This window comes from Chthonobacter rhizosphaerae (genome assembly GCF_013839525.1).
Taxonomy (GTDB): Bacteria; Pseudomonadota; Alphaproteobacteria; order Rhizobiales; family Pleomorphomonadaceae; genus Chthonobacter; species Chthonobacter rhizosphaerae.
The window spans coordinates 385,252-408,613 of record NZ_JACDIS010000003.1; the positions used below are offsets into that span (position 1 = coordinate 385,252).

General features: G+C 71.2%; 15 protein-coding genes and 1 tRNA gene. 7 read left to right on the plus strand and 9 right to left on the minus strand.

What is annotated here, in order from left to right:
• Nucleotides 1-50 precede the first annotated feature (50 nt).
• The 5 genes from HND91_RS08015 to HND91_RS08035 all read right to left on the minus strand — a co-directional run bounded on the left by HND91_RS08015 (nt 51) and on the right by HND91_RS08035 (nt 8,662).
• Nucleotides 51-2,780, minus strand: coding sequence for a glycoside hydrolase family 2 protein (locus HND91_RS08015; protein WP_181706023.1), 2,730 nt, complete (start codon nt 2,778-2,780; stop codon nt 51-53).
• Between the two features lie 289 nt (nt 2,781-3,069).
• The gene (locus tag HND91_RS23205) at nt 3,070-5,214 is read right to left on the minus strand and encodes a family 1 glycosylhydrolase (RefSeq protein ID WP_343057209.1); all 2,145 of its coding nucleotides are present in this window, start codon (nt 5,212-5,214) and stop codon (nt 3,070-3,072) included.
• Between the two features lie 4 nt (nt 5,215-5,218).
• Nucleotides 5,219-6,343 (minus strand): UDP-galactopyranose mutase, encoded by a 1,125-nt coding sequence (gene glf / locus HND91_RS08025; RefSeq protein ID WP_181706024.1) that lies wholly within the window; start codon nt 6,341-6,343, stop codon nt 5,219-5,221.
• Complete coding sequence (locus HND91_RS08030) at nt 6,336-7,403, minus strand: glycosyltransferase (protein WP_343057210.1); 1,068 nt, start codon at nt 7,401-7,403, stop codon at nt 6,336-6,338. Before HND91_RS08030 ends, glf begins: the two co-directional genes overlap by 8 nt.
• A 308-nt stretch (nt 7,404-7,711) precedes the next feature.
• Nucleotides 7,712-8,662: a zinc-dependent alcohol dehydrogenase family protein gene (locus HND91_RS08035; RefSeq protein WP_181706026.1), complete on the minus strand. Its 951-nt coding sequence runs from the start codon at nt 8,660-8,662 to the stop codon at nt 7,712-7,714.
• A gap of 194 nt (nt 8,663-8,856) precedes the next feature.
• On the opposite strand from HND91_RS08035, the gene HND91_RS08040 reads away from it, so the two are divergent.
• The gene (locus HND91_RS08040; protein WP_181706027.1) at nt 8,857-9,252 is read left to right on the plus strand and encodes a VOC family protein; all 396 of its coding nucleotides are present in this window, start codon (nt 8,857-8,859) and stop codon (nt 9,250-9,252) included.
• A gap of 147 nt (nt 9,253-9,399) precedes the next feature.
• Entirely contained in the window at nt 9,400-10,191 is a 792-nt protein-coding gene (locus HND91_RS08045; protein WP_181706028.1) for an SDR family NAD(P)-dependent oxidoreductase, read from the plus strand.
• Nucleotides 10,192-10,202: 11 nt separating this feature from the next.
• On the opposite strand, the gene HND91_RS08050 is transcribed toward HND91_RS08045, so the two are convergent.
• Nucleotides 10,203-11,081 (minus strand): LysR family transcriptional regulator, encoded by an 879-nt coding sequence (locus tag HND91_RS08050; protein WP_181706029.1) that lies wholly within the window; start codon nt 11,079-11,081, stop codon nt 10,203-10,205.
• Between the two features lie 133 nt (nt 11,082-11,214).
• Between HND91_RS08050 and bla the strand changes: the two genes are divergently transcribed.
• Both bla and HND91_RS08060 read left to right on the plus strand, forming a co-directional pair.
• Complete coding sequence (bla, locus tag HND91_RS08055) at nt 11,215-12,114, plus strand: class A beta-lactamase (protein ID WP_181706030.1); 900 nt, start codon at nt 11,215-11,217, stop codon at nt 12,112-12,114.
• 171 nt (nt 12,115-12,285) lie between these two features.
• Nucleotides 12,286-12,957 (plus strand): pyridoxamine 5'-phosphate oxidase family protein, encoded by a 672-nt coding sequence (locus tag HND91_RS08060; protein ID WP_181706031.1) that lies wholly within the window; start codon nt 12,286-12,288, stop codon nt 12,955-12,957.
• Between the two features lie 668 nt (nt 12,958-13,625).
• On the opposite strand, the gene HND91_RS08065 is transcribed toward HND91_RS08060, so the two are convergent.
• The 3 genes from HND91_RS08065 to HND91_RS08075 all read right to left on the minus strand — a co-directional run bounded on the left by HND91_RS08065 (nt 13,626) and on the right by HND91_RS08075 (nt 15,153).
• Nucleotides 13,626-13,702: transfer RNA gene (locus HND91_RS08065), tRNA-His, on the minus strand.
• Nucleotides 13,703-14,035: 333 nt separating this feature from the next.
• Nucleotides 14,036-14,563, minus strand: coding sequence for a phasin (locus tag HND91_RS08070; protein WP_181706032.1), 528 nt, complete (start codon nt 14,561-14,563; stop codon nt 14,036-14,038).
• A 182-nt stretch (nt 14,564-14,745) separates the two neighbouring features.
• Entirely contained in the window at nt 14,746-15,153 is a 408-nt protein-coding gene (locus tag HND91_RS08075; protein WP_181706033.1) for a phasin family protein, read from the minus strand.
• A gap of 299 nt (nt 15,154-15,452) precedes the next feature.
• Between HND91_RS08075 and HND91_RS22640 the strand changes: the two genes are divergently transcribed.
• From HND91_RS22640 to HND91_RS08090, 3 genes are all read left to right on the plus strand, one after another.
• Nucleotides 15,453-19,934 (plus strand): ATP-binding protein, encoded by a 4,482-nt coding sequence (locus HND91_RS22640; protein ID WP_246329351.1) that lies wholly within the window; start codon nt 15,453-15,455, stop codon nt 19,932-19,934.
• Between the two features lie 340 nt (nt 19,935-20,274).
• Nucleotides 20,275-21,297 (plus strand): Fe(3+) ABC transporter substrate-binding protein, encoded by a 1,023-nt coding sequence (locus tag HND91_RS08085; RefSeq protein ID WP_181706034.1) that lies wholly within the window; start codon nt 20,275-20,277, stop codon nt 21,295-21,297.
• A 224-nt stretch (nt 21,298-21,521) separates the two neighbouring features.
• Entirely contained in the window at nt 21,522-23,198 is a 1,677-nt protein-coding gene (locus tag HND91_RS08090) for an ABC transporter permease (RefSeq protein WP_246329368.1), read from the plus strand.
• The last annotated feature ends 164 nt before the right edge of the window (nt 23,199-23,362 follow it).

Here is a 23,362-nt window from a genome sequence, read left to right on the forward strand (position 1 = left end):
CGCCGGCCGGTTCGAGCCCGATCAAGCCCTTGGGCCGGTCGTGCGGCCGGTCAGGCCGCGTCGTCCACCTCCACCCGGTCCGACCGCCGGCGCACCGCCAGGGCGACGAGACCCTGGATCAGCGTGGTGGCGATCGGGTCGGCGCCCGGGGCGTCCCGGAACAGCCGGAAGGTGGAGGCCACGAAGTGGCCGTTGCCGTAGCCGCGCTCGATGGTGAGCGCGACCGGCTTGTGCACCCAGCCGACCACCAGCCCGGCGTGGACGCGGGCCTGGAAGTCGATGAGATTGCAGCCGGAGATCACGTGGGTCGGGATCACCCGGTCGAAGCTCTCGTCGATGAGCGGGCCGCCCGGCAACGCCTCGAACGGGCCGGTGCGCCGCTGCCAGGCGAAGGACGACGCCCAGTCGCCACCCCAGTGGGTGCCGTCGCGGTTCTGCACGCGCACGTTCTGCCAGTGCGGGAACAGCGGCTCCAGCGCCATGTCGGCTTCCGGCAGCAGCAGCATGGAGCCGCCGGACCGCACGTGCCGGCGGATCGCCTCGTCGTGGCTGCGCGCCACCACGAGGTCCGCATCCTCCAGCCGGTCCGCCATGCTGAAGCCGAGGGCCGACAGGTGCGCGGCGATGTCCGCGTCCGGGGACCAGAGCCGCGCCGACACGGTCGCCTTGGCGCGCGCCGGGTGCAGGGACAGGTCCACGCTGTTGGAGGCGAGCTCCCGCCCGTCGGCCGCCACGAGACGGAGCGTGAGCGGGCGCATCTCGGCCGTGGCGACGCGCGGGGCGATCACCTCGATGGCGCCGAGGTCCGCCACGCTGCCCGGCGCCACCGCCGGCACCTCGATTCGGTGGACGTCGGACACGCCGAACTCCAGGCGCGCGCCCTCCAGGGTGCCGCTTCCGCCGTGGGCGATGGCGCAGGCGATCCGGACGGTCTCGCCGCCCCAGTAGGACGTGCGCTCCCACTTGGGCACGATCACCGTGTCCGCGTTGATGGTGCGGAACAGGTCGTGGAACACGCGCCGGTTCCGGCGCATGTCCAGGAGGCCGTTCGATTCCCAGTGGCAGTCGGTCAGCTCGGTGATGACGTAGCCGGCGAGTTCGGGCCGCCGGCGCATCGCCTCGATCTCATACTTCATGGCGCGGAACTGCTGCCACTGCGCCGCCTCGATGAACGAGCGGAGCGAGCCGAAGAAGCGGTCGAGGCTCCAGTCGGAGAAGCGGTTCTCCACCCCGTGCGGGTACATGATGCCGTCGCCCCAGTCGTGGCCGGTCTCGAACCACCAGGGTTCGCGCCCGTCCGCGTCGACGAGGTCCTTCGGGTCGGGCAGGCCCCAGTTGCCGAACTCCGAGCAGATCACCGGCTCCTCGCCGGTGATCTCCGCGTCGCCCTCCGGGCTGAAGAGGAAGGCCTCCCGGTTGGCGAGCCGGTCCACGAAGGCGTCCCAGTTGGCCCGGTGGTCGGGGATGTTGGCGTAGTAGTGGTAGTCGGCGATGTCCGTCTTCACGTGGAAGCTCGGCGCCAGCGGCGAGTTGTCCACCACCAGTCGGGTCGGGTCGTAGGACTTGAGCCACGCGAAGGTGCGCTTCAGCCAGGCGCGATGGTCCGCGTCATGGACGAGGTCCACGCCCCAGTTCTCGTTGATGATCGTCCAGATGACGATCGACGGATGGTTGCCGTCCCGGTCCACGATGCCCTTGAGGAGGGCCTCCTTGCGGGCGCGGGAGCGCTCGGTGGAGAGCCCCCCGTTGGGAAGCTCCGTCCACACCAGCATGCCCAGCCGGTCCGCCACCTCGTAGTAGCGCGGATCGGCCGCCTTGATGTGGATGCGCAGGCAGTTGAGGCCGAGTTCCTTGGCCTTGCGGAACTGGTCCTCCAGGAACTCCACCGACGGCACCGTGCAGATGGTGTCCGGATAGTAGTCCTGGTCGAGCGCGGCGCGCAGATAGAGCGGCTCGCCGTTGAGGAAGAAGCGCCCGCCCCGGGTCTCGATGGTGCGGAAGCCGAAGCTCTCCGCCGCGCCGTCCACCTTGGCGCCGTCGCGCAGCACCGTCAGCACCAGCCGGTAGAGGTCCGGCCGGTCGGGCGACCAGGGCTTCACGGCGTCCACCGTGAAGGCGAGGTCCGCCTCATCGCTGTCCGCCCGCACCGTCACCACGGTGGCGGCCACCGGCGCCCCGTCCGGGCCCAGCACCACGGCGTCGATCTCCGTGTCCGCCGAGAGCGGCGCGGCGAAGAAGACGCGCGCCGAGACCGCGCCGGTCGCAAGGTCCGGGCGGATGCGCAGACGCGTCACGTGGTCGGCGGGGCGGCACTCCAGGTGCACGGACTGCCAGATGCCGGAGAGCGGCCCGTACCAGCTCTGCTTGCCGAACGGGATCTCGGCGAGCGGCGTGTCGGGGAATTCCAGCGGGTTGTCGGTCGGGCTCTCCACCCGCACCTTGATCTCGTTCTCGCCCTCGAACACGTGCTCGGTCACGTCGAAGGCGAAGGGCAGGAAGCCGCCCTGGTTGGAGCCGACCGGCGTGCCGTTCACCCACACCTTGGTGTTGTGGAACACCGCCCCGAACACCAGGCGCACACGGTCGTGCTTCCAGCCGGCCGGCAGGGTGATCATGCGCCGGTAGATGCCGACGCCCGCCCGCATCCGCAGATCGGCGAACTGCGCCTGCCAGGGCGACGGCACCGTGATGGAGCGGACCTCCATCGGCCCCGGAACGCGGTCGTCAGAAACGTGGAGGAACTCCCAGGTACCGTCGAGGGAGATACGCGAATGTGTCATGTCGGCCCGTGCGGGATCGCCCCGCCCCCTTGGACACCCTCTTCCGCGGAGTCCCTGGTCGCGCCGCGCGGACGGTTCTGGTCCGTCGACGGTCGGGAAGGCAGCGGAAGCTTAGGCTTTAGGATCTAAACGGCGTCACTGATGATCCCGATTCGCGGCTGAACGGTGACGCGCTGCGTTCATGGCTCCCTGAAGTACAGAGGAGCCTGAAGAAGATCCATATGAGATCTATGGCCAAGCTTCAGACCCAGCTTAATTTCGGCTGGTTTTGCTTGGCCGTGGTGCGCCGCTACAACACCAGCCGGTGCTTCGCCAGATAGCGCCCGAGCGCGCTCTCCCGGGCGGGCATCACCCGCGCCCGCTCGGACCGGAGCACCACGCGGCCGTCGGCCAGGCGCGACGCTCCGTCGTCGTCCAGCGTCACTCCGACGCGGCCCATGGTGCGCCGGACCACGTCGTCCCAGTCGTCCTCGTCGTCGTTCACCAGATGCCAGAGGCCGTCGGCGCCATCGACCAGGAGGTCGAGCGCCGCGTGCACGAGATCGGGCAGGTAGCTGAAGCAGCCGGTCGTCAAAGGGATGAGCGCCGGCGCGGAGGCGCCGTGGAGGGCCGCGTCGAGCACCGGGGCTCCGTCCAGGTGTCCGGGCGCCGTCGTGCCGGCGTCGGTCAGCACCGGCCCCGTCCGCACCACCAGCCCTTCCGGATGGGCCGAGAGGGCGCGCCGCTCCAGGTCGGCCAGCTGGTGTCCCGTCTCGCAGCCGGGCGCCACCGGATCGGATTCCACGTAGGGCCGCCCGAGCGAGCCGTCGAACACCTTCTCGGAGGAGAACAGCAGGTAGGGGATGCGCCGCGTCCGGCAGAGGTCCGCCAGGCGCTCGCCGCTGACGCCCTGCCGGGCGGCGAGCGGCGGTCGGATGTCCACCACCGCCCACGCCCGACCCGCCTCGATCTCGCCCGCGAGGTCGTCGCGGCCGACGCTCCAGGCATGGTCGAGGCCGCGGATCTCGCAGATCTCCGCGATGCCCCGCCCGACCGCCGACCGGCCGCTGCCGACCAGCAGCAGCCGCCTCGTCTCCGCCGCCCGCGGCGCCGGCGTTCCGTCCGGGCGGACATGGGCGTAGAAGCGGCTCGCCCGCCGCCACCAGCCCTCCCCGGTCAGGGTGGCGTGGTCTTCCCGTTCGCGACCGGTCAGCCGTCGCACGTGGCGGGCGATGGCGGTCGGCCTCGGCGGGTCGTGGCGCACGTCGAAGGCGCCGGGTTCGTAGTGGCCGTTGCGCCGCGTCAGGAGCGAACTCCAGTCCACGACGCCGAACAGGGCCCAGACCGTGATCGCCCGCACGTCCGCGCCCTCGGCCTTCAGCGCCACGGCGCCCGCGTGGCAGTCCCTCAGCCAGCGGATCTGCTCCTCCCGGCTGCAGCCGTGATGGGCCTCGGTGATCGCCACCGGTCCGCGGTAGCGCTCCCAGAGATCGCGGAGGCGGGCCTTCGGGCCGACGTCGTCGTCCGGCAGACCCGCCCGCACGGCCTCCACGTCCGCATAGGCCGTCCGGCCGTTGCCGCCGTGGAAATGCGCCGGGTAGAGGTCCAGCCGGTCGTCCAGGAAGCGCTCGCTGGTGAGATAGTGGTTCATGCCGAACACGTCCGGGCGGCCGTCGCCGTCCCGGAACACCGCGAGATCCCGCTCGGTGACGCCGGCCGCCCCGAGATCGCGGAAGAGCGGATGGCCGGGGCCGACCCGCCCGCACAGGAGATCGAACGAGAGGAACCGGCGCTCGTTCTCGAACTCGGCCTGGAACGCCAGGTCCGGCACGCCCGGACGGGCGAACACCTTGCCGAGGTCCTCCGTCTGGACCAGCCGCGCCGCCGGGTTCACGGCCCGGATCGCCCGCATGGACAGGATCACCGCCCGGCACTGGTTGAACACCGCCTTCAGGAACAGGCCGTGGTCCCGCCCATGGGGATACCAGTGGCCGTAGAGGGCGCTGAAGCGCGCGGTCGTCAGAGGCTCGTTGACGGGCGTGTAGTCGGTGATGTCGGGATACCGCCGCGCCACCGCGTCCGCATGCCGGGCGAGCTTGTCGCCGAACGCCGGATCGAGAAGATCGGTGCCGGCCGGCCCGCTGCCGTGGTGCACCAGTCCGAGGATTGGCCGCACCCCGAGCGCCTGGAGCCGGTCGATCCGGGCGTCGTGCCAGTCCCAGCCGCGGTGGTGCGGGTGGCGGGGGTCGAGGCTTTCCCACAGCACCGGATAGCGGACGGCGGTGATGCCCAAGTCCGCGATCCGGTCCAGGTCGTCCGGACGGTCCTGGTGCCCGGTCTCGAACACCTGGTCGCGCCAGTCGTCGCCGATCCGGGCGATGGTGGCCTCCACCCCGCCCCAGATCTCGATACCCCCGTCGGTGGGGCGCCCGTCCTGGGCGCCGCCTCCCGCCACCACGTCACTCCGCCGCCGTGCGGACGGGCCTGGGAATGGCCTCGTCGATCCGCCGGAAGGTGGCGAGCGCCTGCCCGACCACCTGGTCCATGTTGTAGTAACGGTAGGTGGCGAGCCGGCCCACGAACCAGACGTTCTCCTCCGCGTCCGCGAGCGCCTCGTAGCGCTTGTAGAGCGCGGCGTTCTCCGGGCGCGGCACCGGATAGTAGGGGTCGCCCGTGTCGCTCGGGAACTCGTAGGTGAGCGACGTCTTCGGGTGGGTCTGGCCGGTCAGGTGCTTGTATTCGGTCACCCGGGTGTAGGCTTCGGTCTGCGGATAGTTCACCACCGCCACCGGCTGGTGCCACTCCTCGTCCCGGGTCACGTGCTCGAACTGGAGAGACCGGTACGGCAGCTTGCCGTACCGGAAGTCGAAATACTCGTCGACCGGGCCGGTGAAGACCAGCCGGCGGAAGTCGATGGTGTCGCGCACCTCACGGAAGTCCACGCCGAGGCGGATCTCGATGTTCGGGTGGTCCAGCATGCGCTGGAACATGGCCGTGAAGCCGTCGCGCGGCATCGCCTGGAACGTGTCCGCGAAGTAGCGGTCGTCCTCGTTGGCCCGCGTCGGCACGCGGGCGGTGACCGACTTGTCGAGCTCGGACGGATCGACGCCCCACTGCTTGCGCGTATAGCCGCGGAAGAACTTCTCGTAGAGGTCCCGTCCCACCCGGGCGAGCACCACGTCCGCGGAGGTGCGGATCTCCTCCACCGGCTCGGCCCGCGCCTGGAGGAAGGCCTCGACCTCCTCCTCGGTGGAAAGCGACAGGCCGTAGAGCTTGTTGATGGTGGTGCGGTTGATCGGGATCGGCAGCAGCTGGCCGTCCACCATCGCCAGCACCCGGTGCTCGTAGGGGCGCCAGGCGGTGAATTCGGAGAGATAGTCGAAGATCATCTCCGAGTTGGTGTGGAAGATGTGCGGGCCGTACTGGTGGATCAGGATGCCCGCGGCGTCCGGCGTGTCGAACGCGTTGCCCGCCACGTGCGGGCGGCGGTCGATGACGAGCACGCGGTCTCCGCGCACCCGCGCCAGGCGCTCCGCCATGACGCTGCCGGCGAAGCCGGCTCCGACGACGAGCCAGTCATACACCGAGGGGCACTCCCGTCTTCAGGTCCGCGGGCGCTTCCGTGCCGTCGAGCGGCAGGGCGCCGGTGGAGAGCATGATGCGGTTCATGTCGGCGAAGGTCCGGTCCCAGGACATGTCCGCCAGGAAGGCGTCCACCCGGGCCCGCCAGTCCGGCTTCGGCCCGGCGAGCAGGCGCTCGATGGAGGCCACCACCTCGTCGGCCGTCCCGGCGATCTCGACGAGGCCCCGGTCGCCGTAGGGCGTGACCACGTCGCGGATCGGGGTGGACACCACCGGCAGGCCGGCCGCCAGGAATTCGGGGGTCTTCGTGGGGCTGATGAACCGGGTCGCCTCGTTCATCGCGAAGGGCATGAAGCCCACGTCCCAATGGGCGAGATAGGACGGCAGGTCGTCGTATCGCTTGCCGCCCAGCCAGTGGATGTTCTCCGCCCGGGGCAGGTCCGCCGGGTCGATCTTCACCACGGGGCCGAGGAAGACGAACTGCCAGTCGGGCCGGGCGGCGGCGGTCGCCGCCACGAGATCCACGTCCATGCGCTCGTCGACCACGCCGAAGAATCCCATGCGCGGCCGGGCGATGCCCGCCTGGTCGGCCGGGTCGGGCGCGCCGGTCCTGCGGGCGACGGCGAAGTGCTTCGCGTCGATGCTGCTCGGAAAGGCGTGCACGTTGGCGTGCTTGTTCTTCTTGGCCTCGAACAGGCTGCGCCCGCCGGTGAACACCACGTCCGCCCGGGTCATCAGCAGCTTCTCCAGCCGCTGCAACTCCGTCGGGGCGCCTCGGAAGGCGGCAAGCTCGTCCATGCAGTCGTAGACGCAGAGGTCGCAATCCGCGTCCGCGCTGAAGAGAAGCGCCATCGGAGTGTAGTACCAGAAGATCGAGGGCGCGCCGCGATGGGCCGCCTGCACCTTCTTGAGGGCTTGGCGCTGGGTCTCCAGCGCCAGCCGCTCCGGACAGTTCGGCGGCAGCACCGGCACCACGACGGTGACGCCGCTCGCGTCCACCTTGAAGTTCACCCGGGGAGCCCGGATCGAGGCGTCATATTGAGGCTCCTCGATAAAGTACACTGCGTACTTCTTCGCGGCCCGGGTCAATAGATGCTGTGGTCGTTGGAAGACGAAATCCCATCTTAGATGCGAAAAACAAACAAGTACGGCTTGTCTCAGACGGGACGACCGCTGCATTGCTGCCTCCGGTGGGGCAATAGGGTGATGCTCCAACCGGCAAAACCGCCGTGTGTTCCCGACTTTGTGAAGAAGCTTGCAAAACCGCGCCGCAAGCGGCCGCCACAGAGACCCCAGCCAGCCCGTCGGACAGGCGGCCGCCGGGCCGCCCACCCCGACGGCCCGGCCCGCGTCCGGAGCGTCTCTCGCCCTCAGTCGCCGACCTTCAGGATCACCTTGCCTCGGCCGTGGCCGGAGTCCAGGCGCTCGTGCGCCTTGCCCACGTCCTCAAGCGGCAGCACCTCGTCCACGATCACCCTCGCCTGGCCGCGCTCGAACAGCGGCGCCATCTCGCGCAGCCGCGCGCCTTCGCGGGTCAGGAAGGTGCCGTGGAGGGTCTGGTTCTTCGTGTAGAGGGCGCTGAGGTCACCGGTCGGCGGCAGGATGGTGGCGATCCGCCCGAACGGCCGGGTCACGACGGTGCTCAGGCCCACGTTGCCGCCGGCCGTGTCGAAGGCTGCGTCCACGCCCGGCCCGCCGGCCTCCGTCAGGATGCGGTCGGCGACGTCGCCGTCGCGATAGTCCAGTGCCACGTCGGCGCCGAGGTCGCGCAGGACCTGGTGGTTGCCGGCGCTCGCCGTCGCGATCACCCGGGCGCCCGCGGCCTTGGCGAACTGGATCGCGAAGGAGCCGACGCCCCCCGCCCCGCCGTGGATCAGCACCGTCTCGCCCGGCCGCACGGCCAGCCGGCGCACGATCGCCTCCCAGGCCGTCCCGCCCGCGAGCGGGATGCCGGCCGCCTCCTCGTGACTGAGCGACTTGGGCTTGCGGGCCACGATCGCGGCGGACGCGACCGTGTATTCGGCATAGCTGCCGAGCCGGTTGCCGAAGATCTCCGGCGTGTAGAACACCTCGTCGCCGGAGCGGAACCCGGAGACCCCCGGCCCCACCGCCTCGACGACGCCGGAGACGTCGTAGCCGAGCACCGCCGGCAGCGGGATCTGCGCCCACGTGCCCGCCTGCCGGATCTTGGCGTCGACCGGATTGGTCCCGGACGCGACGACCCGGACGAGCACCTCGCCCGGCCCGGGGACGGGACGATCCATCTCCTGCCGCTCGAAGACGTCCGGCCCGCCGAACCGTGTGATCACCATAGCGCGCATGCTGTCTGGTCTCCGTTCATGGTGCGGTCTAAGTGGGACGGGGCCGGACGCCGATCAAGCGACACCGACCTTCACACCCGCCGGCGTCCGCGGCACTGTCGCCGTCCGCCGGCCCGCCCGGCGCGGCGACGCCGGGCCGATCCGCCCCGAATGCCGGGGCGGACGGACGGAACACGTTTTCAGGAGCAAGCAGTATGGCGAAGGCGATCCACACCATGGTCCGGGTGCTCGACGAGGCGCGCTCGGTCGATTTCTACGGCCGCGCCTTCGGGCTGGCGGTCTCGGACCGGCTGGACTTCCCCGACTTCACGCTCGTCTACATGCGCAGCCCGGAGGCGGACTTCGAGGTCGAGCTCACCATCAACAAGGGCCGCACGGACGCCTACGACCTCGGCAACGGCTACGGCCATCTCGCCTTCGTGGTGAACGACCTCGACGCCGAGCACGCCCGCTTCACGGAAGCCGGCTTCAGGATCCGCCCCATCGTGGAGTTCAAGACCGATGCCGGCCTGATCGCGCGCTTCTTCTTCGTGGAGGACCCGGACGGCTACAAGATCGAGGTCCTGCAGAAGCTCGGCCGCTTCCGCTGATCCCGTCAGGGCTCCCGGTCCGGCCGCCTGCTCGCCCGAGCCGTTCAAAAAACGCGCAGCCGCGCGTGAAAACCGAGAGGCGCGTCCGGTCTTGCCGACGGTAGACTTCCCCGGCGGACGGCGGGGCGCCTGCCTCTGGAGGACGACATGGATCTCGGGTTGAACGGCAAGGTCGCGGTCATCACCGGCGGCAGCGTGGGGATCGGCCTCGCCGTGGCCGAGGGCCTGGCAGCCGAGGGCGCCCACCTGGTGCTCGCCGCCCGGCAGGAGGACCGGCTCGCCGCCGAGGCGAGCCGGATCGCCGACCGGTACGGCGTCCGGGCGGTGCCGGTCGCCTGCGACGTCGCGACGGCGGACGGGACGGCGGCCATCGTGACCGCCGCGGAGGACGCCTTCGGCGGCGCCGACATCCTGATCAACAACGCCGGCACGGGCTCCAACGAGACGATCATGGAAGCCCCCGACGAGAAGTGGCAGCACTATTTCGACCTGCACGTGATGGCGGCCGTCCGGCTCGCCCGCGGTCTCGTGCCCGGCATGCGCCGGCGCGGCGGCGGCGTGATCCTTCACAACGCGTCGATCTGCGCCGTCCAGCCGCTCTGGTACGAGCCGATCTACAACGTCACCAAGGCGGCCCTGATGATGTTCTCCAAGACGCTCTCCACCGAGGTGGTGAAGGACAACATCCGGGTGAACTGCATCAACCCGGGCCTGATCCTGACGCCGGACTGGATCAAGACCGCCCGCCAGCTGACCGCAGACACCGGCGGGGACTGGCAGGGCTACCTCCAGTCGGTCGCCGACGAGCACGCCCCGATCCGGCGCTTCGCCACGCCGGAGGAACTGGCCCACATGGTGGTCTTCCTCTGCTCCGACAAGGCGACCTACTGCGTCGGCTCCACCTACCACGTGGACGGCGGCATGCTGAAGACCGTGTGACGGCGGCGCCGTCACGCCGTCGCCGCCTCCTCCGCCAGCCAGATCCGGAAGGCCGCCATCGCGCCGGTCTCCGGGCGCGATTTCAGCCGCGTCAGCCAGTAGCTGCCGACGGCGGTGCCGACGAGGAACGGCTGGACGACCAGTCCCGCCCGGAGGTGGCGCTGGAACATGAGCGGCGGCGACAACGCCACGCCGAGGCCCTGGAGCGCCGCCTCCATCATGGCCAGCGAGCTGTCGAACACGTAGCCCTTGGCGTGCGGCGCCGGGGCGTCGATCCCCGCCGCCTCGAACCAGCAGGTCCATTCGTCGGCCCGGTAGGAGCGCAGCAGCGTCTCGCCGAGGAGATCCCGCGGCTCCCTCAGGCGCTCGGCGATCTCCGGCGTGGCGAGCGGCGACAGGGGCGCCTCGAACAGGTGGCCGGCCTCGGTGCCGTGCCACGCCCCGTCGCCGAACCGGACCGCGAGGTCCAGCCCCTCGGCCGCCATGTCCACCCGGTTGTTGTTGGTGGAAAGCCTCAGGTCCACGTACGGGTGACGTTCCTGGAACCGGGGCAGGCGCGGCACGAGCCAGCCGACCGCGAACGTGCCGACCGCGCCCACCGACAGCACCTCGCGCACATGACCGCCCTCGAACCGCTCCAGCATGTCGGCCATCCTGTCGAAGGAGTCGCGCAGCACCGGCAGCAGCGCCTCGCCCTCGGCGGTGATCATCAGCCCCCGGGGCAGGCGGCGGAACAGCACAACGTTGAGGCGCGCCTCCAGTTGCTTCACCTGCTGGCTGACGGCCGCCTGGGTGACGCAGAGCTCGATCGCCGCCCGGGTGAAGCTGAGGTGGCGGGCCGACGCCTCGAAGGCGCGGAGCGCGTTGAGCGGCAGGTGGCGGCGGACCATGATTGCCCCAGTTTCTCTAATGGCTCCCGCTAGGTATCACGGTTTGTGAGGACGTGTCCCACAGGTCTATCCCGGTGATGCGGCCGGTGGCCGCTCGCCCCCCCTGTCCCAGTCCCGAGACCGGAGATCCAGCATGACCCAGCGTCCGACCCGACGGTGCTTCACCCTCATCACGGCAGGCCTCGCCGCCATCGCCGCCTTCGGCCCGGCCGTTCGCGCCGAGGCCGCGTCCACCGGCCGGAAAAGCCCGGAAACCCGGATCGCGGACCTGGAGAAGCGGCTCGGCGGCCGGATCGGCGTGGCGGTCGTGGGTGTCCGGTCCGGCCCCCGCTGGACGCACCGGCAGGACGAACGCTTCCCGATGGCGAGCACGTTCAAGGTGCTGGCCGCCGCCGCCCTCCTCAACCGTGTGGATGCGGGCGCGGAAAGCCTCGACCGGCTCGTCCGCTACCGCAGCCGCGATCTGGTCACCTACTCGCCGGAGACCGAACGGCACGTGAAGACCGGCATGACCCTGGCGGATCTTTGCCATGCGGCCGTGACCCGGAGCGACAACACCGCCGGCAATCTCATCCTCCAGGCGCTCGGCGGCCCGGAGGCCATCACCGCCTTCGCCCGCTCGCTCGGCGACCGCGACACCCGCCTCGACCGCTGGGAGACGGCGCTGAACGAGGCGCGTCCGGGCGACCCGCGCGACACCACCACGCCCGCCGCCATGGCGGCGGACCTGCGGGAACTCCTGTTCGGCGGGTCCCTCTCGGACGCGTCCAGGGAACGTCTCGCCGGCTGGATGATCGCCAACACCACCGGCGATGCGCGCCTGCGCGCCGGCCTGCCTGACGACTGGCGCGTCGGCGACAAGACCGGCACGGGCGAGAACGGCGCGACCGCCGACGTCGCCGTCATCTGGCCGGGCGACGGCGAGCCGGTTCTGGCCGCCGTCTACATGGCTGACACCGCCGCGTCGTTCGACGACCGCAACCGCGCGTTCGCCGAGATCGGCCGCATCCTCGCCGCCGACCTCGACGCCTGACGACGGTGCCAGGGGCGCTCCCCCGCGCCCCTCGCCTGCCCACGCCGAACATCGCCATTTCGACCGCTCGCCATTTTGGCGAGTGACCGATCGCCGCACACGGCCCGGACGACGGCGCGCGTAGCCTTCCCTCAACGATCGCCGAACGGGCGACGCAACAAGGGGTAGGACATGTCCAAGTTCTTCGGAGAGACCCACCGGCGGTTCCAGGACGAGAACGGCACGCGCCGGCTCGCCGACCGCCTGGAGGCGCTGGCCCAGCCGACGTTCGACGAGCGCGCCATCGCGTTCGTCCAGTCCGTGCCCATGTTCTTCCTCAGCACCGTGGACGAGAACGGCCGCCCGACGGTCTCCTACAAGGGCGGCGCGCCCGGTTTCGTCCGCGTCACGGGCCCGAGCGAGCTCGTCTTCCCGATCTACGACGGGAACGGCATGTACCTCTCCCTCGGCAACATGGCCGCCAATCCGGAGGTCGGCTTGCTCCTCATCGATTTCGAGCAGCCGAACCGCCTCCGCATCCAGGGCACCGCGGACATATCCGACGATGCCGCCCTCCTCGCCCACTATCCGGGCGCCGACTACGCGGTGCGGGTGACGACCACCCAGATCTACGTGAACTGCGGCCGCTACATCCACCGCGCCGCCGGCACGACCCTGTCGCCGCACGTGCCCGACACCGAGGGCCGTCAGCCCTTCCCCGCCTGGAAGACGCTGGACCTCTTCGCCGGGACGCTCCCGGCCGACGACGCCGCCAAGGTGGACCGGCTCGGCGGTCCGATCCCGATGGAGGACTACCGCGGCGAGGCCGATCCCGCCCCCGTGTCGGAAACCAACCAGGCCTGACGCTTGCCCGCTCGCGGGCCCGGCGGACCGACGCCGCCGCGTCTTGAAACCGCCCGCGGGGCCTCCCATATCACGGCTATCCCAGCGGATACTGGTGGACTTCGGCGCGGCGTGCATCAACGCCGCCGCCGTCGCGACCCGGTCAGGACGGATGTACTCCGACCCGGTCTGTTCCCGCGCTCGCCTGATGCTGCGAGCGCCCGTCTGGTACACCATCAGCCCCCGCCCGTAGCAGGCGCGGCAAGCGGCGCGCAGGCGCCCTTGCCCGTTCGCCCCGGAGCGGGGGCTTTTCGTTGCCGAGACCTCGGCCGAACCCGGGCCTCGCGCCGCGTTCCGGTCGTGCCATGGTTCAGCAGTCGGACGACCGGACGATCGTCAGCGACGGACGTCATCGCCTCCGGACCGGCGATCGGTATGTCAGGACCTGTCTCGAGAGCCCCCGTCCGCCAAGGAAGCGCCGGGCTGCCGGTTCGGCGACAGATCTGGAGGCGGAGCCTTGGGGACCTTGCCCCAGCCCATCACCCGCAGCGCCGGACCCGCGCCCGAAATGAGCGTGGACGGAATTCGCCGGCGCGGCCGGGCCGCGACTCTCCACGGGGCGCGACCGGGCATCACGACCGCGCTTTCCCGACCACCAGATGCATGAAGAGAATGGGCTTCAAGAGAAATGGTACAGCTGCCCCGGCTCGAACGGGGGACCTTCGGAGCCACAATCCGACGCTCTAACCAACTGAGCTACAGCTGCCTGCGTGAAGCGAGGCGGAACCTAATTTGATCCGAAGGGCATTGCAAGAGCAAAGACGCCATCACCCCGAAGCCGTTGGCGGCGAAGCCCGTTTGGGCCCGGGCGGGGGTCCCGCCCGTCTGGCTCGCGAGCGAAAAGAGACGCCGGGCGGTTGCCTCGCCCGCCACACTTCCCAGCAAAAGGAGGCGCCGGGCGGGCGTCGCGCCCGCGGGCCTGATCCCCGAACGGAAAAACGCCCGGCGCGGCGGCACCGGGCGTTTTTCGATGGATCGCCGGTCGCCGGCTTCGGGCCGGCGGCCGGAGAGGGACCCGGCGGGTTGCCGGGCGCGCCGGTCAGGCCGCGCGCACGTCCTTGAAGATCTTGGTGAAGGCTTCCTTCACCGGCTGCTGGGTCTCGGTCGTGTACTTGGTCAGGAGATCCTGCATCTCCTTGGCCTGCGCCGACACGAGATCGAACTGCTGGCGCGCGAAGGCGGTCTGCAGCTCGATGATCTCGGCGACGGACTTGACCGCCAGCACGTCCTTGGCGAAGCGGAAGGTCGCGTCGGCGTTGGCCTTGGCCGCCTCGATCGCCTTCGCGTTCAGCTCGACGAAGCCGTTGCGGGCCGTCTCGAACTGGTCTTCCAGCATGTCGGTCGCCTCTTCGGCGGCCGCGCGCATCTTCTCATAGTGTTCCTTGGCCTGCTTGACCGACTTCTCGGCCATGTCCCGGAACACCTCCGGCATTTCGGCCGGAGCCATCGTGAAGGCCTCCACCGTCTCCGGCTTCGGGGCGGCGGCCAGCTTGGCGGTCCGCACGGTCTTCTCGGCAGCGTCCTTGACCGGCTTCGCCGGGGTGATCTTCTCGACCTCATCCACCATGGCGTTCTCCTTCCGCGTCATGATCATCAGATCGGAGGCTGACACCACTCCGTACACGTCCAGTCCCGATCGCTTCCGCAAATATAGGCCAAGTCATGCTGCAATGCAACATGACCCCGCAGCGCAAAAAGTCTAAGGCCCCGCGTCCGGGCCTTTTCGGGGTGTTCGCACGGCCCGCCGGGTCACCGCTCGAACGGTTTGGTCAGGTCCTGCGCGGTCCGGATCGCGTTGTCCCCGAACACCCGCGCCTGACGGCCGAGCCGCTGCATCTGGGCTTCCAGGAAGGCCTTCTGGATGGCGGCGATCTCGGCCGGATCCTTGGCCTTGGAGAGCTGTTCCACGAGGGTGAAGGCCGCTTCGGCCGAGGCGCCGGCGAAATCCAGCGTCTCGCGGGTCATCTCCTGGAGGTTCGACTGCAGGGAGGCGGCGTTGGTCTCCATCCCGCCGATCGCCTTCTGGGCGAGGCCGAGGGCGTCGTCGAAAGCCTTGCGGGCCTGGTCGACGGTCTGTTCCGCGGCAGCCCGGAAGCTGCCCGTCGGATCGAGTCCGTCCGGCCCGCCACCCATCCCGGTGCGCTCGTTGCTCGCCATGATCGTCTCCTCTCGTCCCGGGGCCGACAAAGGGCCAGGTCGGCCGCATGCCAAGTTCACCACGTTCGATCTCCACAGGCAAACGGGAACGAAAGCCCGTATCGCCGGGCCCATTAACGGTGATGCCATCCGGCGGCGACGGCGACCGGTCGGAGAGTGGCCTTCCGCGACACGGCGGGGTATTAACGAAGGCTTAACGACGCCCGCCTCGGCGCGGCGGCGGAGCCCTGACGCGAAGGCGGCGGGTCTGTATGAGGGGGCGGCCACGCATCCGGCGGGCCGCGAACGGGAGGGACGGCATGGCCGACCTGGATGACGTCTTCCTTGCCGCCGCAGCCGATCCGTCGGTTGCGGCCCTGATCGAGGACGTGCGCCCGGTCTTCCTGTTCGACCGCCGGGGCACCCGGCTCCTGTTCGTCAACGCCGCCGGCGCAGAGCACCTCGGCGTTCGCTCGCTTCACGACCTGGCGGCGCTCGGCTTCTCCGCCGGCCACCCCACCGCGCGGCGCGTCGCCGCCATCGACGGCCAGCTCGGCCCCGGCGAGGCGCGCACCGACCGGGTGCCCTTGTCGCGCACCCTGGTGCCGCTGACAGTCGTCTGCCGGGCGAGCCGCTTCCGGTTCGCCGGCACGCGCGGCCTTCTCCTGGTGGTGCTCGACCGGTCGTCGCGCTTCGCCACCGCCGAAGACGCCCGGGCGGCCTTCGTCGCCCTCTTCGGCTCTCCCGGCGACGCCGGCGCCGCACCGTCAGACGCGGCCGCCGAACCGGACCCGGCCGCCGAACCGGATACGGTCCCGACCGCCGGAACGGGCGTGGCCGCCGTCCTCGGCGACGGACCCGACGAGAGCGAACCCCGAACCGCCCCCGACCAGCCCGCGCCGGATCCGGAGGACGACCTCTCCGAAGCCGAGGCGCCCGCCGTTGTCGCCGAAGCCGAGCCGGCCGTCGTCCTGTCGGACCCGCCGGACGGTCCGCCAGCCTTGCCCCCCGAAGCCGTCTCAGCCGAAGACGCGCTCTCGGAGCCTGCCGGCGACTATGGCGCCGACTACGGGGTCGAAGACCCGTTCGCCGGAGCGTCGGACCCGGACGTTGCCGGCTACGGAGCCCGTCCGGACGCGGCGGACGAGGACGCGCCCGACGCGGTCGCCCCGGACGCGGTCGACGACCTCGCGGCGGAGCCGGCCGGCGCCGAACCGCCCGCCTCGGACGTCCTGACGGTCCTGCCGCCCCGGCTCGCCGCCGCCCTGGAGGATGTGGAGGCCGCCTCGGACCCGGACACCGGCCCGGAGGCGACCACGGCCGGCGCATATCCCGCACCGGACGACGCATCGTCCCTGCTCGACGCGCCCCCGACCGCCGAGTCCGTCGCGACGGATCCGTCGGCGACCGCCCCCGCCGATACCCGTGACACTCGTCTGGCCGACGATCCCCTGGCCAACGATTCCCGAGCCGACGCCCCGCTGGCCGAGACGGCCACCCCGGACCTCATCCCCGCCCCGGAACCCGTAGAGCCGTCCCCGCCCCACACAGCCGCCGTGACGGACGCGCGGTCCGCCGACCCCGGCTTCGTCTTTCCGGACCACGGCCGCTCGGTGCGCTTCGTGTTCGAGCTCGATCCGGCGCTCGCCTTCAGCTTCGTGTCGGAGGAGTTCGGCGCCGTGGTCGGGCCCGCCGCCGCGCCCCGGAGCGGCGAGACATGGGCGGACGTGGCCGCCCGCCTCGGCCTCGATCCGCGCGGCCGGATCCAGGCCGCCCTCGCCCGCCACGACACCTTCACCGGCCTCACCGTGGACTGGCCCGTGGAGGGCGCGCCGCTGCGTCTGCCCGTGGACCTCGCCGGCATGCCGGTGTTCGGCCGGGACCGGGCCTTCAAGGGCTACCGGGGCTTCGGCATCGCCAAGAGCGGCGCCGCCTTCCCGGCCGCCGATCGCGTGGTCCCCTTCCCCCTGGCCTCCGCCGCGCCGGCACCAGCCCGGTCCCCCGGTCTGGCCGACGCGCCGGACGCGCCCCTTCCGGAGGTCGCGCCCCCGGCCGAAATCGACTCCCCGGACACGCCGGAGGCTGTCTCGAACCCGGCCCATCCGGCGCCCGCCGACGACGACCTCCCGCCGTCCGCCGCGCACACGCCCGATCCCACCGTGATCGACGAGCCCGCCGCCGTCGACGCAGCGCTGTCCGAGCCCTCTCCGGCCGAGCCGCTGCCGTCCGAGCCGGCAGTGTCCGAGCCCTCTCCGGCCGAGCCCGCGCGCGCGCCGGACCCGCTCTCGGCCGCCCTGGTGGCGGTCGCCGCCGCCGCGTCCGTGGTCGGCCGCCTGTTCGCTCCGGCTCGGGCCGAGCCGAGCACCGTCGAGCCGCTGCCCTCGCCGGAGGTCACCGGCGAGGCCGATCTCGCCGCCGCCGAGGCGCCCGCCATCGTGGTGGACGAGCCGGTGATCGTGCTGCCCACCGCCATCGAGGAGCCCGAAAGCGCCGTCATCGGGCTCGATCCGGACCGCATCTACGCGGCGGAGTCCCTGCTCTACGGCGCCGGCCCGGACCGCCGGGACGCCGACGAGGCCGAAGTCGCGGAACCGGACGTGGAGGACACGGTCCACCACGCCGGCGAGGACCGCTCCGAACCGGCCGCCGGGCCGCATGCCGAGACCGGCTTCGCCCTCGATGCTCCCGACGCCGCCCCGCACACCGTGACCGAGGCGGACCCCGCCGCCGGGTCGGAGACCTCCGGCGACGCGCCGGATCCCGCTCTGGCCGACGCCATCGTGGCCATCCTGCCGGACGAGCCCGCAGCCGACCTTGCCGAGGCCGACGTGGTGCTCCAGCCGGAAGAGCCCGCGCAGCCGGACGGCGAGCAGGCCGAGGAAGCCGCCGCACCGGCGGATTTCGTCACCGAGGCAGCCTCCGCCGAACCCGACGAAGTCCCGTTCGAGCCCGGGCCGCCCCAGCCGGACGACGCCGCCCTCGGCCTCGTCGAGGAGCCGGACCCGTCGGAGGACGACGTCGCCTGGAGCGAGCCGCCCCTCGGCGAGGTCGTCCCCGCTTCCATGTCGGCGCGGCCCCTGCCGCCGGAGCCGCTCTACCGGGACACCGACGCTGCCATGCGCCAGCTGTCCCGTCCGGAGCGGGAAGCGTTCCAGAAGATCGCCGAGGCCCTCGGCGCCCGGCTGGACGACGGTCACCACGACAGTCGCCAGGACAGTCGCCCGGATAGTCGCCAAGACAGTCGCCAGGACCGGCAGGCCCCGGCTCCGGCCGTCGATCCGGGGCCGCGGATCCTTGACGACGAGACGGCCCCGGACGGCGAACCGGCGGCCCCCGACGAACCCGTTTCCGCCCCCGCGCCCGTCCCGACCATCGAGCTTTCCATCCTGGACCGGCTGCCGCTCGCCGTCGCCATCCTGCGCCAGGGCGAGGCGGTGGCCGTCAACCGCGCCTTCCTGGAGCTGTCCGGCTACCCGGACTTCGCCGCGCTCGACGACGCCGGCGGCTTCGCCGAAGCCTTCGTCGGCAGCCCGCTCATGCGCGATCACCGTCTGCCGGCGATCCGCCGGCGCGACGGCGTGGAGGTGCCGGTGCACGTCCGGCTCCACAGCATCGGCTTCCAGGGCTCCATCGCGTCCATGCTGGTGGTCCAGGAGACCGCCAAGGCCACCGGGCAGATGCGCGCCGAGGCCGCCGAGGCCCGCGTCGGCGAGCTGGAGGCCATCCTGGACACCGCCACCGACGGCGTGCTCGTCATCGACGATCGCGGCGCCATCTTGGGTGCCAACCGGTCGGCGGAGGCCCTGTTCGGGGCCGAGCGGGAGGCGATGGTGGGCGCCCCGCTGATCGACTATCTGGCGCCGGAAAGCCACCGCGACGCGCTCGACTACCTGGACGGCCTCGCCCGCAACGGCGTCGCCAGCGTCCTCAACGACGGCCGCGAGGTGATCGGCCGGGTCCGGCGCGGCGGCCTCGTGCCCCTCTTCATGACGGTCGGCCGGGTGTCGCCGGGCCGGTTCTGCGCGGTCCTGCGCGACATCACCCAGTGGAAGCGCGCCGAGGAGGAGCTCACCACCGCCAAGCGGTCGGCCGAGACCGCCTCGTCGCAGAAGTCCGACTTCCTCGCCAAGATCAGCCACGAGATCCGCACGCCGCTCAACGCCATCATCGGCTTCTCCGAGGTGATGATGGAAGAGCGGTTCGGCCCTGTCGGCAGCGAGCGCTACAAGGAATACCTGCGCGACATCCACATTTCCGGCACGCTCATCATGAGCCTCGTCAACGACCTCCTGGATCTCTCCAAGATCGAGGCGGGCAAGCTGGACCTTTCCTTCGAGGCGGTGCCGGTCAACGAGGTGGTGCGCGAGTGCGTCGCCCTCATGCAGCCGCAGGCGAACCGCGAGCGGATCATCATCCGCACGTCCCTCTCCTCCAGCCTGCCGAGCGTGGTGGCGGACCACCGGAGCCTGCGCCAGATCGTGCTCAACCTCCTATCCAACGCCATCAAGTTCAACCAGCCGGGCGGCCAGGTGATCGTCTCCACCCTCTACGAGGACAGCGGCGAGGTGGCGCTCCGCGTCCGCGACACCGGCCCCGGCATGAGCCCGGAGGACGTCGAGAAGGCGCTCGAACCCTTCCGCCAGCTCCACACCACCCGGCCGGGGCGCGGCACCGGCCTCGGCCTGCCGCTGACCAAGGCGCTGGTGGAGGCGAACCGGGCGGCCTTCCGCATCGACAGCGCGCTCGGCCAGGGCACCCTCGTGCAGGTGACCTTCCCGTCCACCCGCGTCCTCGCCGAGTGACGGGCCGGGACCTCGGCGCGGCGCCCGCCGCGCCCTCGTCCGCCCCCTCCCGGCAAGCTGGAGCGTGGCCGGCCGCCGCGCGCTCAGTCCGTGCGACCTCCGGCCACGCGTCAGACGCTCCCTGAAAACCTGCTCCGGAGGCTCAACATTCCGCGAATAACTGGAGCAACTTAGCCAAGTTTTTGGAATCGTTCCAAGGAGGCGTGACCCAAGTTGTTGATATTGAACGGCAAATTCGATTGACAGCGCCGCCCGCTCCGGCCTAGATCCTCCCGCACCACGGTCGCCACGCGACCGTCCCGATGACAGGGCCTTGCCCCCTGCCGATTGGAGTCGATCGATGTCGAAGTCCAGCAGCCTTCTCGCCGCCCTCGCCGCCACCGTCCTGACGGCCCTTCCGGCGGTCGCCGCCGAGGTGAACGTCTACACCACGCGCGAGCCGGGCCTCGCCCAGCCGCTGTTCGACGCCTTCACCAAGGAGACCGGCATCACGGTCAACACCATCTTCATGAAGGAAGGCCTCGCCGAACGCGTCGCCGCCGAGGGCGCCAATTCGCCCGCCGACCTGATGATGATGGTGGACTTCGGCAACCTCGCCGACCTCGCCGACCGCGGCCTCACCCAGCCGATCGAGTCCGAGGCGCTGAACCAGGCGGTGCCGGAGAGCCTGCGCGACCCGGCCGGCAGCTGGTACGCCCTCTCGGCCCGCGCCCGCGTGCTCTACGTGTCCAAGGACCGGGTGACCGACGACAAGATCACCTACGAGGATCTCGCCGATCCCAAGTGGAAGGGCAAGGTCTGCCTGCGCTCCGGCCAGCATCCCTACAACACCGCCCTCATCGCCACGGTCATCACCAAGGACGGCCGCGAGGCCGCCAAGACCTGGCTGGAAGGCGTCAAGGCCAACCTCGCCCGCAAGCCGGGCGGCGGCGACCGCGATGTCGCCAAGGACATCCTGGCCGGCCTCTGCGACATCGGCGTCGGCAACTCCTACTATGTCGGCCTGATGCGCTCCGGCAGCGGCGGCGACGAGCAGAAGACCTGGGCCGACGCCATCGAGGTCGTCCTGCCCACCTTCAAGGACGGCAAGGGCACCCACGTGAACGTGTCCGGCGCGGCGCTCGCCAAGAATGCCCCGAACAAGGACAATGCGGTCAAGCTCATGGAATTCCTGGTCTCCGAGGAGGCCCAGGAGATCTACGCCAAGGCCAACTTCGAGTATCCGGTGCGCGCGGGCGTCTCCCCGGACCCGATCATCGCCGAACTCGGCCAGCTCACCGTGGACCCGACCCCGGTGACAGACATCGTCAAGAACCGCAAGGACGCCAGCCTCCTCGTCGACGAGGTCGGCTTCGACAACTGATCCGGCGGGGCGCCCCCGCCCTGCTCCACCCGCCCGGCGACCGCCCGGGCGACCGACCCGATCCGCCCGGCCTTCGGTGTTCCCGAACGGCCGGGCGTCGCCATGAGGACCCGATGACCGGCAAGGCAACGCGCGGACCACGGCCGGACGGCCGTTCCTTCCGGATTGGAACCGGGGCCGGCGGTCCGGGCCCGCGCGCGCGCGACACGTCCGGCCACCTCTGGATGCTGGCGAGCGGCGTCATCGTGGCGGGCGTCCTCGCCCCCGTCGGCGGCCTCGTCTACTACGCCGCCAAGGGCTCGGGCGACCTCTGGCCCCATCTCGCCGGCACCATCCTGCCGGCGGCGCTGCAGACGACCCTCCTCCTCCTCGCCGGCGTCGGCCTCATCGTGTCGGCGGTCGGCGTCGGCACCGCCTGGCTCGTCGCCATGTACCGCTTCCCCGGGCGGCGCCTGTTCGAATGGGCGCTGTTGCTGCCGCTCGCGGTGCCCACCTACATCGTCGCCTACGCCTATCTGGACGTCCTCCACCCGGTCGGCCCGGTTCAGACGGCGATCCGCGGCGTCCTCGGCCTCGCCAGCCCGCGCGACCTCTGGTTCCCGGAGATCCGCTCGCTCCCGGGCGCCATCGTGCTCCTCGGCTTCGTTCTCTACCCCTATGTCTACCTGCCCGCCCGGGCGCTCTTCATGATGCAGTCGCCCGCCCTGGTGGAAGTGGCCCGCACCCTCGGGTCGTCGCGCCGGCGCGTGTTCTGGCGGGTGGCGCTCCCCCTCGCCCGCCCCGCCGTGGCGGTCGGCGCCAGCCTCGCCCTCATGGAGGCGCTCAACGACATCGGCGCGTCCGAATTCCTCGGCGTGCGCACCCTCACGGTCGCCATCTACAGCACCTGGGTCACCCGCTCGTCCATCGAGGGCGCGGCCCAGATCGCCCTCGTCATGCTGGCCTTCGTGGTGCTCCTGGTCACCCTGGAGCGCGCCGCCCGCCGCCGCCAGCGCTTCGTCAGCCGCTCGTCGAAGACCCGCACGGCCGTGCCGGAAACCCTTTCCGGCCTCGGCGGCCTCGCCGCCACCGCCGCCTGCGCGCTGCCGATCGCCGTCGGCTTCCTCGTCCCGGCGAGCTATCTCGTCCACCACGCCGCCCGGCGCCTCCTGGAGCACGGCCTGCCGAACGCCTTCCCCGGCTGGGTGGCGAACACCCTCGGCGTCTCCGCCGGCGCCACGGTGGCGACCATTCTGGCCGGCCTCGTCATCGCCTACACGGGCCGGTTCGCCCGCCACCGGGCGGCGCGCTCGCTCGTCCGCCTGTCCAGCCTCGGCTACGCCGTCCCCGGCACCGTTCTCGCCGCCGGCATGCTGATGCCCTTCGCCGGCCTCGACAACCTGATCGCCGATACGTGGCGCGGCCTCACCGGCGAGCGGGTCGGCCTCATCCTCTCCTCCACGGGCATCGTGCTGGTGCTCGGCTACGCCATCCGGTTCCTCGCCGTGTCGTCCGGCGGCATCGAGGCCGGCCTCACCAAGATCCCGCCCAGCCTCGACATGGCGGCCCGCACCCTCGGCGCCCGGCCGCTGCGCACGGTGGCGCGCATCCACGTGCCGCTTCTCAGGCCGGCGATCGCGGCCGCCGGCCTTCTCGTCTTCGTCGACTGCATGAAGGAGCTGCCGCTCACCCTGATGCTGCGGCCGTTCAACTTCGAGACCCTCGCCACCACCGTCTATGGGGAGGCGGCCCGGGGCACCTACGAGGACGGCTCCATCGCGGCGCTCACCATCGTGATCGCCGGCCTCGCGCCCGTCATCTTCCTCGCCCGCTCCTCCTTCCGCGACGCCCCGAAGGCGAGCCGCCGCAGCCCGGCGTCCGACGACGCCGTCGTCGAGGCCACCGCCGCGCCGGCGGTCTGAGGCGCCTTCAAGTCCAGCACGGCCCGCCTTCCAATGGCCCTGCGCACGCCCGCCGCACGCCCGGCCCTGTGGCGGCCGCGCAACAGAACGGCGCAAGCCCCGTCCGGCCGGGAACATTCCCTGGCGGCAGCGGTTAAGAACCGTTCGAGGCTTTCGGGGAAGCC

Bases quoted from the DNA above. Each gene is read 5' to 3' on its own strand.
- HND91_RS08015 (WP_181706023.1), bottom strand. From the start codon at position 2,780: ATGACACATTCGCGTATCTCCCTCGACGGTACCTGGGAGTTCCTCCAC.
- HND91_RS08085 (WP_181706034.1), top strand. From the start codon at position 20,275: ATGTCGAAGTCCAGCAGCCTTCTCGCCGCCCTCGCCGCCACCGTCCTG.
- HND91_RS08035 (WP_181706026.1), bottom strand. From the start codon at position 8,662: ATGCGCGCTATGGTGATCACACGGTTCGGCGGGCCGGACGTCTTCGAG.
- HND91_RS08070 (WP_181706032.1), bottom strand. From the start codon at position 14,563: ATGGTGGATGAGGTCGAGAAGATCACCCCGGCGAAGCCGGTCAAGGAC.
- HND91_RS08040 (WP_181706027.1), top strand. From the start codon at position 8,857: ATGGCGAAGGCGATCCACACCATGGTCCGGGTGCTCGACGAGGCGCGC.
- HND91_RS08075 (WP_181706033.1), bottom strand. From the start codon at position 15,153: ATGGCGAGCAACGAGCGCACCGGGATGGGTGGCGGGCCGGACGGACTC.
- HND91_RS22640 (WP_246329351.1), top strand. From the start codon at position 15,453: ATGGCCGACCTGGATGACGTCTTCCTTGCCGCCGCAGCCGATCCGTCG.
- bla (WP_181706030.1), top strand. From the start codon at position 11,215: ATGACCCAGCGTCCGACCCGACGGTGCTTCACCCTCATCACGGCAGGC.
- HND91_RS08060 (WP_181706031.1), top strand. From the start codon at position 12,286: ATGTCCAAGTTCTTCGGAGAGACCCACCGGCGGTTCCAGGACGAGAAC.
- HND91_RS08050 (WP_181706029.1), bottom strand. From the start codon at position 11,081: ATGGTCCGCCGCCACCTGCCGCTCAACGCGCTCCGCGCCTTCGAGGCG.
- HND91_RS08090 (WP_246329368.1), top strand. From the start codon at position 21,522: ATGCTGGCGAGCGGCGTCATCGTGGCGGGCGTCCTCGCCCCCGTCGGC.
- HND91_RS08045 (WP_181706028.1), top strand. From the start codon at position 9,400: ATGGATCTCGGGTTGAACGGCAAGGTCGCGGTCATCACCGGCGGCAGC.